The sequence below is a fragment of the Halothiobacillus sp. genome (genome assembly GCF_028710545.1).
Lineage (GTDB): Bacteria > Pseudomonadota > Gammaproteobacteria > Halothiobacillales > Halothiobacillaceae > Halothiobacillus.
The window spans coordinates 24,678-38,065 of the sequence record NZ_JAQTTX010000010.1; the positions used below are offsets into that span (position 1 = coordinate 24,678).

Sequence of the window (13,388 nt, forward strand, 5' to 3'; positions counted from 1 at the left end):
TTCAAAGGGGGAAGCGAAATGTCAAAGCACATCACCCTCCTTGAGCAAAGGCACTGCTCCACCCCACCTTCGCACAGACACCACTTCACCCCCCCCTTTAACGCGGGCTTCGCCTGCTTAACGCAGAGCTGGCGTAGCCCGCAAAGGGGGCAGGGGGGGGGATTTGCCGCGCTGCACCCAGGCCACTAAATCCCCCCTCATTCCCCCTTTTTCAAAGGGGGCGCACGGCCAAAATGCTGGGCGGCAGCTTTTTGCAAAAGCACGCCGCTTCACCACTTCTGGCAAAGGCATCGCCCCGCCATTTCGTAAACGCACCCGCTATTATGTATCTGATGCACAAGAAGTCATTCTTGTTCGGGCCGAGCACCAAGGCCAAGAAAAAGTGTCGTATTTGTGGTCATGGCTTAGAATAAATACATGTATTCACATTAAGGCGGTGAGCATGCCAACTTCAATACGTCTTGCGCCTGAAACTGAACGGCGCCTCAACCTCTTGGCTGAACGAACAGGGCGAACCAAGGGTTATTATCTGCGCGAGATTATAGAACAGGGGGTATCGAAGAAGCACAGGACTACTGCCTCGCTTCGGATGTACTTGAACGTGTGCGCATTGGGCAGGAACCCGTGTATTCAGCCGCTGACGTGAGGAAAGAGCTTGGCCTGGACGATTGAGTACACCAAAACAGCTAAAATTCAATTATGCGTAACCACAACCCGGGCCGCACATGCTGAAATTCGAATGGGACAATGCAAAGGCGCAATCGAATCTCGCCAAGCACGAGGTATCCTTCGAGGAAGCCGCCTCCGCGTTCGGTGACTCGCAGGCTCTGACTTTTCCCGACCCCGATCATTCCATAGGCGAAAAACGCTGGCTGACTTTCGGTGTCTCATATTCGGATCGGTTACTGGTTGTCGCTCATGCCGAGCGAGGCCGATCCATTCGCATCATTTCGGCGCGAAAGGCGACGCGCCACGAACGAGGAATTTACGAACATGGATAACGATGAAATCAGATCCGAGTACAAACGCGAAGATTTGGGCAAGGGTGTTCGCGGCAAGTATTTCGCCCGCTTCACCAAGGGAACCAATCTGGTTTTACTGGATGACCGTGTGGCCAAGGCATTCCCGACCGCAGAGGATGTGAACGCTGCCCTGCTGGGTTTGCTTGACTTGGTACCGAAGACTCGCATAACAGGTCGTTCCAGCGGACGCACTAAAACGCGCCGCTGAGCTCGAACATAAGGCAAACTCGATAAACCAATCGCGCGGCGCGTTCTTGTTGTTCGAATTGGGAATCGACGTGAGGTTTACCGATAGACCGTCTCAAGCAGAAACCCCGCCGAAGTCTGTATTGCGCATCAGATAAATAATAACGAAAGCACATCACCCCTCCTTGAGCCAAGGCACTACTTTCCCCCTTTGGCAAAGGGGGGCAGGGGGGATTTGAATTCGCCGAAGCCATCCAGGCCTGCAAATCCCCCTCATTCCCCCTTTTTCAAAGGGGGAAGCGAAATGTCAAAGCACATCACCCCTCCTTGAGCAAAGGCACTACCCCCCCTTTGGCAAAGGGGGGGCAGGGGGGATTTGAATTCGCCGAAGCCATCCAGGCCAGCAAATCCCCCTCATTCCCCCTTTTTCAAAGGGGGAAGCGAAATGTCAAAGGGGGAGACGAAATACCAAAGCATCGAACCAACACCTTTTTCAAAGGGAGGGGCGCGCGGCGGTCGATGCCGTGAACTTTGTCAAAAAGTGGCGATCCGCGCCCGGTGCGATTGTCAAAAAGTGACAATTTTGTTTTAACTTACCAAATCACAACACAAACCAACCATCGGCCGTACTGCGGCCCAAGCAGAACCATCCGCATTCCAGTGCGGTTTGGAGTGTTTTTCGGGCATTTCGTAACCAAGCCATCAACAACTTGGCATGTGGATTGCTTAACGCTTGTACCGGGCAATCTCGCCCACTGTGTCACAAAGGAGTGATGTCATGCTTAAGCAAATGAAGATGAACGTACAAAAGGGTTTCACCCTGATCGAATTGATGATCGTCATCGCGATTATCGGTATTCTGGCCGCCATCGCGATTCCTGCGTATCAGGATTACACCATCCGTGCCCAGGTTTCTGAAGGCATGTCACTGGCTGATGGTGCTAAAACTGCCTTGGTTGAGGCTTACAACAATAAGGGTGCTTTCCCCTCTAAAAACGCATCAGCAGGTTTAGCTTCGTCTCAATCAATCAAAGGCAACTATGTAAGTGCAGTGTCTATAGGCACGGGCGAAGCGACATGTCCTTCTTCAAAAGACGGCATTATTACTGTCTGCTACGGTGGCCCTAAAGCTAACACAGCAATTGGAACTGGAGCGAAGCTTGAGTTGAGTGCGATCACAGCCACCGGAAGTGTTCAGTTCACTTGCAGAGGTGCTGGCACTATGGCGGCCAAATATCTGCCTTCTTCTTGCCGTTAATTCTCGGTTAGTTTGATAGTGTAAACCCCGCTTCAGCGGGGTTTTTTATTGAATGAATCCCCCGCCTCCCCTTTGCAAAAGTGGATTGAGGGTATTTGCGTTACGATACCCGACTCTGATTTGCCGCCTCCATTGCACAGGATTGCTTATGCCTTACTCGCTACCACGCGCTTCGCTCAAAGATCGCTTGCTGTTGATTGCTTTGTTGTTATTGGCGGTGCTGGTGTATTGGCCGGGTTTGTCGGGCGGTTATATTTTTGATGATTTTGGCAATCTGGTGGATAACGCGGCCATGGCTCCGGAGGCGGTGCGGGCGCATTTTTGGGCGGCGGTGTGGTCGAGTGGTTCGGGGCCCACCGATCGGCCGATTTCGATGTTGACCTTTGCGCTGCAGGATTGGTTTACGGGCTTGGCGCCGTGGCCGTTCAAGTTCGTGAATCTGTTGATTCATCTGGCCAACGGGGTGCTGGTGTTTATGCTGGTGCGCGCGGTGGTGGGGTGGGTGTTTGTTTCTGGGGCTGCCCCATTTAGCCCTAGAGGCGCTAACACACCCCCACCCAACCCCCCAAGCACCGACACACCCCCACCCCAGCCCTCCCCCATAAAGGGGGAGGGAGCGAATGCCCCGTTGTCTTGCGCTGAAGAAGCCCCTCCCCCCTTGTGGGGGAGGGGTTGGGGTGGGGGGGCAGGGGCTCTTACTCCCTCCCCCCTTGTGGGGGGCGTAGCGGGCCGTGTTGCCCCACGGCCCCGGACGGGGTGGGGTGGGGGTGCTAAACACTGGCTCATCACCCCCAACACGCTGGCATTACTCATTGCAGCAGCGTGGCTGCTTGCGCCCATGCAGCTCACGGCGGTGCTGTATGTCATCCAGCGCATGGAATCGCTGGCTTCGTTCTTTATTCTGTCGGGTTTGTTGTTGTACTGGCAGGGGCGGATGCGCCTGATTGCGGGGCAAGCGGGTGGCTGGTGGCGCATCTGGGCGGGGTTGATCGGTGGCACGCTGCTGGCGACTTTCGCCAAGGAATCGGGTGTGATGTTGCCGGTATATGCGTTTTTGCTGGAATGGCTGCTATTGCGTGGGCGCACGGCGGCGGGCTTCGAGCCTAAGTTTATAGGCGTGTTTTTGCTGGTACTGGTGCTGCCGGGCATCGCGGGGCTGCTGTATACCTTGCCCAGCGCCCTCAATGGCAGCGCCTATGCCAGCCGCCCGTTCGATTTAGCCGAGCGCCTGTGGACGGAAGGGCGGGTGATGGTTGATTACCTGCACTGGCTGATCGCGCCTACCCCGAATGCCTTGAGTTTGTATCACGATGATATTGCGCTTTCGACCGGCTGGTTTGCGCCCTGGACGACGGCGACAAGCTGGGCCTTGATTGCGTTGTTAGTCGGCGCGGCCTTGTGGTTGAAAAACCGCGCACCTCTGATTGCCTTGGGTGTGTTGTGGTTTTTTGCCGGGCACCTGCTAGTTTCGACCTATATCCCGCTGGAACTGGTGTACGAGCACCGTAATTATTTGCCGAGCATCGGGGTGTTTATCGCGCTGTTCGGGTTGATGTTTGCCTGGCGGCCAATGGATGCCGAACGTGCCCGCGTGATGCGCACGCTCATGCTGGCCGGTGCGCTGGCGCTGATTGCGCTGTATGCGGGCTTTACCGCCTTGCGGGCACAGGCTTGGGGCAACCCGTATCGGCTGGCGTATTTTGAGGCGACCACGCATCCGGATTCGCCCAGAGCGAATTATGAATTGGGGCGTGTGATGATCATCATGGCGCCAAATACCAACAGTCCACTGTTTCAATTCGGCATGAGGCAATTCGAAAAAGCCAGCCAATTGCCCGGCGCGAGTATTCAGGCCGATCAGGCGCTGATTTTTATGTCTGCCAAAAACAACCTGCCGATTGCGGCGGATTGGTGGCAGCGTCTGCGCGCCAAAATCGAACGCCAACCGCTTTCTGCTGAGGATGTGGGCGCGTTGTATAGCCTGATTCAATGCAGTACCAATGGGGTGTGCCGCTATACGCCGCAAGAAATTGCCGAATTGGGGCAAACACTGCGCCTGGCGCTTTCACTTCATCCGAATAATGCGGGCATCGTGACGTTGCTGGCGAATTATTCAGCCAATGTGACGCATGATTTTCCGCTGGCGTATCAACTCATGCAACGCGCCGTGGCGATTGATCCGAAAAAATTCAGCTACTGGAATAACCTCGTCACGCTGCAAATCGCAGCCGGTAAATTCAGCGATGCGCGGGTGGGTATTGAGCGGATGGGTGAACTGAATGGCAAAGGGATTCACGACGCGGAAATTGCCTCTGCCCGTGCCGCGCTCGCGAAAAAAGAGGCCGAGGCGGGGCAATGATGGTGTGCCCTAACCCCCTCCCCAACCCCTCCCCACAAGGGGGAGGGGCTTTCAGTTCCTCCCCTTGTGGGGAGGGGCTTTCAGTTCCTCCCATTGTGGGGGGGCTTTCAGTTCCTCCCATTGTGGGGGGCGAAACAGGCCGAGCTGCCCCACGGCATCAAACAGGTTGGGGCGTTTTTAACGCCCTCCCCCTTTTATGGGGGAGGGTTGGGGTGGGGGTGTGAAGTGAGCACCTGCGCTTAACGTTACCCCCTCCCCAAACCCCGCCCAGGGCCGTGGGGCAGCACGGCCCGCTTCGCCCCCACGAGGGGGAGGGGCTTTGGTGCGAAGTGTGAAACAAGAACAACGAGGCTAAACATGACACATTCACTCATCAAAAACGCCCGTGCCTTGCGCACTAATATGACCGAAGCGGAGCGGGCGATTTGGCAGTATCTTCGGGCGGAGCAGATGGGTGTCAAATTTCGCCGGCAAACGCCTATTGGTCAATATATTGTTGATTTTGTCTGTTTCTCTCACAAGCTGGTGATCGAGATCGATGGTGGGCAACATGCAGATTCCGCGAGCGATCAGGCACGTGATGCGTTTTTGGTTTCTCAAGGGTTTAAGGTGCTGCGGTTTTGGAATAACGAGGTGGTGCAGCAGTTGGATGGGGTTTATGAAACGGTGCGTTTGGCGTTGATTGAGTTGATGCATGGGGATGAGGCGGTTGAGTCTTCTCACCCCCACCCCAACCCCTCCCCCATAAAGGGGGAGGGGCTTTAATGCCTAACCTTCTGGGGGAGGGCTTTGATACCTCCTTCAAGCAGTGGCTCAATAGCTCCCTCCCCCTCCATGGGGGGCGCAGCGGGCCGCGTTGCCCCACGGCCCCGGACGGGTTGGGGTGGGGGTGAATGAATCTATATCAACTAAATCAACAAGTAAATTTGTCTTAAGGAACGAACATGCGGATTGATTGGAAGCCTTTTGTGGCCGGGGTGTTTTTGCTGGCACTGACGTACATCGTCTATCTGCCGGGGCTGTCGGGCGCATTTCTGTTTGATGATTTCGGCAACCTGCCGCCACTGGGCGACACGGGGCCGATTCATCATGCCTGGCAGGCTTGGGCGTGGATTACTTCGGGTTTTGCCGGGCCGACCGGGCGGCCGATTTCTCTGGCGAGCTTTCTGATCGACACGCGCACCTGGCCCGCGCCTCCTGAGGGATTCAAGCACACGAATGTTGTTATTCATCTGATCAATGGCCTGTTATTGGCTGGTTTGAGCCACGCTCTGGCGCGTGGCTTCGGGCTGGACCGGCGGCGGGCGATCTGGGTGGGTGTGTTGGCGGCGGGGTTCTGGCTGTTGCATCCGTTTTGGGTGTCTACCACGTTGTATGTGATTCAACGTATGGCGATGCTGGCCGCGTTGTTTGTGTTCGCGGGCTTGTGGGCATTTGTGCATGGGCGCTTGCAACTGCGAGCAGGCAAGCCGATTCGGGCTTATATCTGGATGAGCATGGGGCTGGCGCTGGGTACGCTGCTGGCTACCTTCTCCAAAGAAAATGGCGCCTTGCTGCCCTTGTTGGCCTGGGTGATCGAGGCGTTTGTATTCGATACCGATCAGCGGGCGCTTGATCGCGATGGCAAGTGGTTTATCTGGTGGCGACGGCTGTTTATTTATCTGCCGAGTGCCGTCTTACTGGCGTATATGGCGTATCAATTGCCGATGCTTTTTGCGGGCCAAACGTATGGTCGCAATTTCACGCCCTGGGAGCGCCTCCTGACCGAAACACGGATTGTGTGGACGTATCTGCGGGAACTGTGGTTGCCGGGATTGCATGATGGCGGGCTGTTCAATGACGATATTCGGATTTCAACCGGCCTGCTGCAGCCGATTTCAACCCTGTTCGCTGCCTTGGGTATCCTGTTGCTCGTCGTCGTTTCGGTATTGGCACGCATGGCGCGCACACCTTGGATTCGAGCCGTTGGACTGGCGATTGCGTTCTATTTTTTAGGGCAGTTGTTGGAATCGACCTGGTTACCGTTGGAGTTGATGTTCGAGCACCGTAATTATCTGCCCGCCGGCTTGATGTTTTTACCACTGGCCGTGTTTCTCGTGCAACACACCACGACCAAGCAACGCTGGCCCGCGTGGACGGCCGTGGTGATCTTGACCGTCTTCGCGTTGTTGACGACCAAGCGGGCCGATGTGTGGGGCAAGCCCTTTGTTCAGGCGTTGAGTTGGGCGCATCAACACCCAGATTCGGCGCGGGCGCAGAGTTATCTGGCCAACTTTTGGGAACAAACGGGTAATTACCCCGAAGCGGAGCGCTTACTTGATGGGGCCTTCAAAAAACATCCCGATGATTTGCTCGTGCTTGCCAACCGCGCGTTTGTTGCCTGTGATATGAACGCGGCACCCGCTGGATTGAAAACATCATTATTGAATCTGGCTAAACGAGGCGATCTGGCACAGAACGTCACCGGTTATCAATTCGATACCTTCCTTGGCCGACTGCAATCCGATTGCACGGTATTTGGCCCCAACTTCGGGATGCAACTGATCGATGCCGCTTTGCTTAACCCGACGGTAAAACGCAGCGATACCGCACAACGCAGCCTGTTGCATCGACGCGCACTGTATTGGCTTAAAGAAAGCGCACCAGAACGCGCCTTTGCGGATATGAAAAAGGCCTTGCTGCTACCCGGCGCGGAACCGGGCTCTCGCTTGTTATTTGCCGCCGAGTTGGCCAGTGCACATCAACCCGCGTTGGCGCTGAAACTGCTCAATGAAGTGCCCTCAACGCTACAAAATATCCACGGTTGGTCTATGCCAGCAATCCATCGTCGCGTTTTGCGTAGCGCCGGTTTTTATCAGGATGGCGAGGCCCATTTGCGGATGGAGTTACAAAAGGATTTGGATGCCCAAGCCGAAACCCATCAACCATGAAATTTGGTTTGGCGCGGTAAATCCCCCCTGCCCCCCTTTATGAAAGGGGGGAGTGAGGTGGTGGCTTTGCGAAAGGGGTTTGTTGCGTTTAGGCATTTCGCCTCCCCCTTTGAAAAAGGGGGAATGAGGGGGATTTAGTGGCTTCGGTTTGGCGCGTTAAATCCCCCCTGCCCCCCTTTATGAAAGGGGGGGTGTTAGGTGGCGCCTTTGCGCAAGGGGTGTGTTAGGTGGTGCCTTGCTAAAGGAGGTGTGCTGCCTTTAAGCACTTCGCCTCCCCCTTTGAAAAAGGGGGAATGAGGGGGATTTATTTGCTGCTCGGCAGCCACAAGGGTTTAACCACTGCCCATACATTATCCAAAACAATCGGTTCACCTTCGGCGGTGGGATGCAGACCATCTTCCTGCATGAGCTTGGGATTCGTGGCGACGTCTTGGAGTAAAAACGGTACCAGCGGCAAAGCATTTTTTTCGGCAAGCTGTTGATACATCGCGGCAAACGGTTCGGCGTAGGCGGGGCCGTAATTGGGTGGCAGCATGATGCCGAGCAACACGACGCGCGCGCCGGATTGTTTACTTTGGTCGATCAGTTTTTGCAGGTTCTGGCGAATCAATGTGAGCGGCAGGCCGCGCAAGCCATCGTTGGCACCCAGTTCCAGCAACACCCAGCCCGGCTGAACGATGTCGAGCAATTCGGGCAGTCGCGACAGCCCGCCGGAGGTGGTTTCGCCGCTGATCGAGGCATTCACGATTTCCCATTTGCGGGTAGCACCCGCGCTTTTCTCCTCAAGGCGCTTTTGCATCAGGGCCACCCAGCCTTGGCTTTCGGCCAGATTGTGTGCGGCAGAGAGGGAATCGCCCAGTACCAGAACGGTATGTGAACGCGCTGCGGCCATTACTTTGTTTGAAGTTTTATCTGGAGTTTCGTGCGGGTTTTCTTGCCCAAACGCGGTCGATGCACTACAAGCTATGAGTGCCGGTAAAAGTACCGGTAAAACCAATTTCAACTTCAACCCCAAGTTCAACCTAAACTTCAACCCCAATTTCAACATTGATAGCCAAAGGAATTTCATGCGATGCCTCCTGAGCCCCAAACTATTTCTCATGCCGCCTCGCTGCCGGAGGATAGTGCCTTGATTCTGCGTGCGCTGCGGGTTTCTAAAACCGTCACAGCGCCCGGGAACGAACCTCTGACCATTCTGCGTGAAGCGAGTTTAACAGTTGCCACGGGTGAGGCCGTGGCTTTGATGGGGGCGTCGGGGGCGGGCAAGTCTACCTTGCTGGCTTTGCTGGCAGGCTTGGATACGCCGACAAGCGGTGAAGTCGAATTGGCGGGTTTTACCTTGAATAACCTGAACGAGGATGAACGAGCCGCCGTCCGTGCGGGCCGGGTGGGTTTTGTTTTTCAGTCGTTTCAGTTGATCGATGGCCTGACGGCTCTGGAAAATGTGGCCTTGCCGCTGGAATTACAGGGCGTACCCGACAGTACCGCACGGGCCAAATCCGCACTGGCGGAGGTGGGTTTGAGTCACCGCCTGCACCATCTGCCCAAGGTGCTTTCAGGCGGTGAACAACAACGGGTTGCCTTGGCGCGGGCGTTTGCCGGAACGCCAGCCATTCTGTTCGCCGATGAGCCGACCGGTTCGCTCGATACCGCGACCGGCGAGCGCATCATCGATTTGCTGTTCGCACTGCGCGATCGGCATCAAACCTCGTTGGTTCTGGTAACGCACGATCCGGCCCTGGCGGCTCGATGCAATCGGGGCTATCGCTTACAGGGTGGCGTACAGGGCGGAGAATTAACCCCATGGCAATAGCCGACCGACCTAAACCCGCATTCAAGTTAAGTCTATTCTCTTTAATTTCATTGGCTTGGCGCGGTTTATGGCGCGAACTGCGTAGCGGCGCGCTGATCACCATGTTTCTGGCGCTGTTGATCGCAGTGGCTGCGGTGACGGCGGTCGGGTTCTTTACCGATCGTGTGGACGCCGGTATGCGGGCGCAGGCCGCCGAGTTTCTGGCCGCCGATGGCCGGATCGAATCGCCGGACCCGCTGGCTGCATGGCAACAAAAAGCCCAGGCACTGGGCCTGACGACAACTCAAACGCTGGAATTTCCCACCGTTATTCTCGCCGGTGAACATACGCTTTTGGTGAGCCTGAAGGCGGTGGGTGCAGGTTATCCGCTGCGCGGCGCGCTGACCATTTCGACCGAGGCGCAGAATCGGCAAATCCGGCAGGGGCCGGAGGAAGGCCGTGTCTGGCTGGCACCGCGGGCGCTGGCCTTGCTTGACCTTAACGTGGGTGATTCGGTACAGATCGGCCAGAAACAATTTAAGGTTTCTGCCACATTGCAGCGAGAGCCGGATGTGGGGAATTTTCTGGCGCAAGCGGCCCCGCGCGCCATGATCAACTTAGCGGATATCCCTACCACCGGGCTTGTTACGCCTGCCAGCCGGGTTACGCACTATCTGTTGCTTGCAGTGCCGAGCGGCATGAGCCCCTCCGTGCTCAATACGCTGGCCAAATCGCTGCCTGCCGACTTGAGCATTGAACGCCCGGAAAACAGCCAGCCTGCATTCAAGACGGCGTTTGATCGTGCCGCACGCTTTTTGGGATTGGCTGCCATGGTGGCCGTTTTATTGGCGGGTGCGGCCTTGATGCTTGCCGCGCAACAATACAATCGCTTGCAGCAGGACCCGGCCGCTTTGATGCGCGCATTCGGGGTGCAATCCCGCCATATTCTTTATTTGTACACGTTGCGGTTGGTTTTTCTGGCCTTGCTGGCCGCGGTGCCCGGCATTGCGCTGGGCGGGTTGGCTCAATTTGGCCTTTCTGCCTTGCTGGGCTCCCTGCTTGATTTTCAACTGCCGCCGCCCACATGGTTGCCCGTGGGGTTTGGCGTGAGTATTGCGCTGGTCGCCTTGTTGGGATTTGCGCTGCCCTCGCTCATTCGCTTGCAGGATACGCCGCCTTTGCGGGTATTGAATCGACAACTGGCTGCCCCGCCAACGGCTGCGGTGTTGCTGTTCGGCGCGGGGCTGCTTGCCATTGGATTGCTGGTGTGGCTTCAGGCCCGCGATGCCTGGCTTACGACGTATGTGACCGGCGGGATGGTCATTAGCTTCGGTGCGTTCATTGGTATCGTGTGGCTGCTGTTACAGGCATTAAGACGCTATCCCACCCGAGGTGTGGCGCGTTTTGGGTTGGCTCGTCTGGCGCGGTCGCCCTGGTCTAGCGCGATGCAGATCGCGGCTTTGACCTTGGGATTAACCGCCTTGCTCCTGCTCGGTGTGGTGCGAGGTGATCTGGTGGCGACCTGGCAAAATCAAATTCCAAACGATGCGCCCAATTTTTTTGCCATCAACATTCAGCCAGACCAGGTGCCTGAGTTAACCCGATTTTTTAAGACGAACCACATCGAAGATGCCGGACTCGTCGCCATGCACCGCGCCCGCTGGACGACATTCAACGGCAAGGCCGTAAACGCTGACCAATTGACGGGGCAAGCGAAGCGACTGGCGGAACGGGAATTCAATTTATCGGTCATGCCCGAACATCTGGCAGCCGATAACAAGATTGTGGCTGGCTCCTGGCAGCCGGATGCGGGCTGGTCGGTCGAGCAGGGCATTGCCAAAACGCTGCATTGGCAGCTGGGCGATGAGCTTACTTTTCTGGTGAATGGCACACCCGTGACCGCAGCCATTACCAGTATCCGAACAGTTGATTGGAATTCGATGCGGCCCAATTTTTTCGTGCTGGGTAGCGCCGGTCTGCTGCCGCGTCAATCGGCGCAGTTTATCACCAGCTTTTATCTGCCCAGCCCCAATGTGGAACAACAAAAGGCGTTGTTGAGGGCATTCCCGACGCTGACGTTATTTGATCTGAACCAGATTCTCAACGAGGTTCGTACACTGATTCTTCGGGCGAGCCAGGCCGTGCAGTATGTGTTTTTATTCACCCTGTTGGCGGGCTTGGTGGTGTTGCTCAGCGCCTTTGCGGCCGGAGAGGCGGAACGCATCCGGGAAACCGCCGTGCTGCGCGTGCTGGGTGCCAGCCACCGGCAAATCATGAACAGCCTGTGGTTTGAATTTATCTTGATCGGCCTGCTGTCCGGGCTGCTGGCCTCGATTGCCGCCGGTGGGTTGGGTGCCTTGCTGGCGTTGAAACTGTTTGATTTACCCTGGGTACTGGATTGGCACATTCCGTTGTATGGCCTTGCGGCGGGTGTGCTACTCGCGGCGTTGTTTGTACCTTATCTGGGGCGGCGCGTACTTGCGTTGCCACCGGCGCGGTCGCTGCGGGGCTAGGGTAAACCTCTGCACGAATGCGGCGTACCTCGAGCAGCGGGTACTTCTCGTCAAATCCCCCCAACCCCATTTTTCAAAGGGGGAGCATCAGCCCCATCTTTTTGAACGAGAGCACTTCCCCCTTTTGTAAAGGGGGATTGAGGGGGATTCGCGCGATTTTTGCATTCGCAAGAAATTCCCTAAGGGGCTTTGGTGTACATCAAGCCAGCGTCAGTACCACGGGGGCATGGTCGGATGGTCGCTCCCAGCCTCTGGGTTCTTTATCGACATGGCAGGCGATGGTTTTTGCCTGAACGGCCGGGCTGACCAAGATGTGGTCGATCCGCAGGCCGTGGTTTCTGCGATAGCCGCCACCACGGTAGTCCCACCAGGTAAAGTTGCCTTCTTCGTTTGAAAAACGATTCAACGCATCCGTAAAGCCCATCTCGATGAGTCGGTTGAAATGCTCGCGTTCGGGCGGGCTACATAACACGGCATCTTTGAACCGCTCCGGGTCATACACGTCCGCATCGGTTGGCGCGATGTTGAAATCGCCCATCACCACGAGGTTTGGATGCTGGGCGATTTCTGCCGCCAACCACTGAGAAAATGCTTCAAGCCAGTTGAGCTTGTAGCGGTATTTTTCGGATTCGATGGATTCGCCATTGACGACATAAGCATTGATTACCCGCAAATCCCCGAATGTGGCGGCAATCACGCGCCGTTGCGGATCTTCCAGACCAGGGATGTCACAGACCACATCCGAGGGTTCGCCTAATACGTCTTGATAGACAAGCGCGACACCGTTATAGGTTTTCTGGCCGTTGAGTAGGGTTTGGTAGCCCAGTGCCGCAAATTCGCTGCCATCGATGGCTTCATTGATTTGTTTTAATTCCTGCAAGCCCAAAATAGCGGGTTGCTGCTGCGCCAGCCAGGTGAGCACCTGCGGTTTGCGCACATTCAGGGAGTTGACATTCCAGGTCGCGATTTTCATGGGTGATACGCTTTGGTTTCGTTCGATTTTGGTTGGTTAACGCAAGTGTAATTGTTTTTTTGGGGAACCGGGTTTGATTCGGCAAATCCCCCCTGCCCCCCCTTTGTCAAAGGGGGTGAGTAAGTGGCTCTGCCAGAGATCGGAGCAAGAATCTGGCTTTGCTAAATGCTGGGGGTAGGCGGTTCGGCCAAAGTTTGGAGCGGGGTTTTGGTATTTCGCATCCCCCTTTGAAAAAGGGGGAACGAGGGGGATTTGGTGACTTCGGTTTGATGCGGCAAATCCCCCCCTGCCCCCCTTTGCAAAAAAGGGGGTTCTGTAGTGGCTTTGTGAAAGGGGAGGTGAGGTGCTGGCTTTG

The 13,388-nt window shown here is 56.1% G+C and carries 11 protein-coding genes; 9 read left to right on the top strand and 2 right to left on the bottom strand.

Annotated elements, in window-relative coordinates; all coding sequences use genetic code 11:
* The first annotated feature begins 163 nt into the window (after window positions 1-163).
* The 7 genes from PHD44_RS03190 (at window position 164) to PHD44_RS03220 (ending at window position 7,755) form a co-directional block, all read left to right on the top strand.
* Entirely contained in the window at window positions 164-646 is a 483-nt protein-coding gene (locus tag PHD44_RS03190; protein ID WP_300187995.1) for a hypothetical protein, read from the top strand.
* Between the two features lie 79 nt (window positions 647-725).
* Window positions 726-1,001, top strand: coding sequence for a BrnT family toxin (locus PHD44_RS03195; protein WP_300187997.1), 276 nt, complete (start codon window positions 726-728; stop codon window positions 999-1,001).
* The gene (locus PHD44_RS03200) at window positions 994-1,230 is read left to right on the top strand and encodes a hypothetical protein (RefSeq protein WP_300187999.1); all 237 of its coding nucleotides are present in this window, start codon (window positions 994-996) and stop codon (window positions 1,228-1,230) included. The genes PHD44_RS03195 and PHD44_RS03200 overlap by 8 nt, the downstream gene beginning before the upstream one ends.
* 768 nt (window positions 1,231-1,998) lie before the next feature.
* Window positions 1,999-2,466: a pilin gene (locus tag PHD44_RS03205; RefSeq protein ID WP_300188051.1), complete on the top strand. Its 468-nt coding sequence runs from the start codon at window positions 1,999-2,001 to the stop codon at window positions 2,464-2,466.
* A 148-nt stretch (window positions 2,467-2,614) separates the two neighbouring features.
* A complete protein-coding gene (locus PHD44_RS03210; protein ID WP_300188001.1) occupies window positions 2,615-4,825 on the top strand; it encodes a tetratricopeptide repeat protein in 2,211 nt (736 codons plus the stop codon).
* 357 nt (window positions 4,826-5,182) lie between these two features.
* Window positions 5,183-5,590 (top strand): endonuclease domain-containing protein, encoded by a 408-nt coding sequence (locus tag PHD44_RS03215; protein ID WP_300188002.1) that lies wholly within the window; start codon window positions 5,183-5,185, stop codon window positions 5,588-5,590.
* Window positions 5,591-5,769: 179 nt separating this feature from the next.
* Window positions 5,770-7,755 carry a hypothetical protein gene (locus PHD44_RS03220; RefSeq protein ID WP_290679076.1) on the top strand — a complete coding sequence of 662 codons (1,986 nt, stop codon included), beginning with the start codon at window positions 5,770-5,772 and terminating at the stop codon, window positions 7,753-7,755.
* Between the two features lie 304 nt (window positions 7,756-8,059).
* Here the strand turns inward: PHD44_RS03220 and PHD44_RS03225 are convergent, their stop codons facing one another.
* Window positions 8,060-8,647 (bottom strand): arylesterase, encoded by a 588-nt coding sequence (locus tag PHD44_RS03225; protein ID WP_290679073.1) that lies wholly within the window; start codon window positions 8,645-8,647, stop codon window positions 8,060-8,062.
* Between the two features lie 180 nt (window positions 8,648-8,827).
* Between PHD44_RS03225 and PHD44_RS03230 the strand changes: the two genes are divergently transcribed.
* Both PHD44_RS03230 and PHD44_RS03235 read left to right on the top strand, forming a co-directional pair.
* Window positions 8,828-9,568, top strand: coding sequence for an ABC transporter ATP-binding protein (locus PHD44_RS03230; RefSeq protein WP_300188006.1), 741 nt, complete (start codon window positions 8,828-8,830; stop codon window positions 9,566-9,568).
* Complete coding sequence (locus PHD44_RS03235) at window positions 9,559-12,060, top strand: FtsX-like permease family protein (protein ID WP_300188008.1); 2,502 nt, start codon at window positions 9,559-9,561, stop codon at window positions 12,058-12,060. The genes PHD44_RS03230 and PHD44_RS03235 overlap by 10 nt, the downstream gene beginning before the upstream one ends.
* A gap of 199 nt (window positions 12,061-12,259) precedes the next feature.
* Here the strand turns inward: PHD44_RS03235 and xth are convergent, their stop codons facing one another.
* A complete protein-coding gene (xth, locus tag PHD44_RS03240) occupies window positions 12,260-13,033 on the bottom strand; it encodes an exodeoxyribonuclease III (RefSeq protein WP_300188010.1) in 774 nt (257 codons plus the stop codon).
* Between the last annotated feature and the right edge of the window lie 355 nt (window positions 13,034-13,388).

What these genes read in the sequence shown, in the direction of transcription:
- PHD44_RS03215 (WP_300188002.1), top strand. Translation starts at nt 5,183, where the DNA reads ATGACACATTCACTCATCAAAAACGCCCGTGCCTTGCGCACTAATATG.
- PHD44_RS03195 (WP_300187997.1), top strand. Translation starts at nt 726, where the DNA reads ATGCTGAAATTCGAATGGGACAATGCAAAGGCGCAATCGAATCTCGCC.
- PHD44_RS03230 (WP_300188006.1), top strand. Translation starts at nt 8,828, where the DNA reads ATGCCTCCTGAGCCCCAAACTATTTCTCATGCCGCCTCGCTGCCGGAG.
- PHD44_RS03205 (WP_300188051.1), top strand. Translation starts at nt 1,999, where the DNA reads ATGAAGATGAACGTACAAAAGGGTTTCACCCTGATCGAATTGATGATC.
- PHD44_RS03210 (WP_300188001.1), top strand. Translation starts at nt 2,615, where the DNA reads ATGCCTTACTCGCTACCACGCGCTTCGCTCAAAGATCGCTTGCTGTTG.
- PHD44_RS03235 (WP_300188008.1), top strand. Translation starts at nt 9,559, where the DNA reads ATGGCAATAGCCGACCGACCTAAACCCGCATTCAAGTTAAGTCTATTC.
- PHD44_RS03200 (WP_300187999.1), top strand. Translation starts at nt 994, where the DNA reads ATGGATAACGATGAAATCAGATCCGAGTACAAACGCGAAGATTTGGGC.
- xth (WP_300188010.1), bottom strand. Translation starts at nt 13,033, where the DNA reads ATGAAAATCGCGACCTGGAATGTCAACTCCCTGAATGTGCGCAAACCG.
- PHD44_RS03225 (WP_290679073.1), bottom strand. Translation starts at nt 8,647, where the DNA reads ATGGCCGCAGCGCGTTCACATACCGTTCTGGTACTGGGCGATTCCCTC.
- PHD44_RS03220 (WP_290679076.1), top strand. Translation starts at nt 5,770, where the DNA reads ATGCGGATTGATTGGAAGCCTTTTGTGGCCGGGGTGTTTTTGCTGGCA.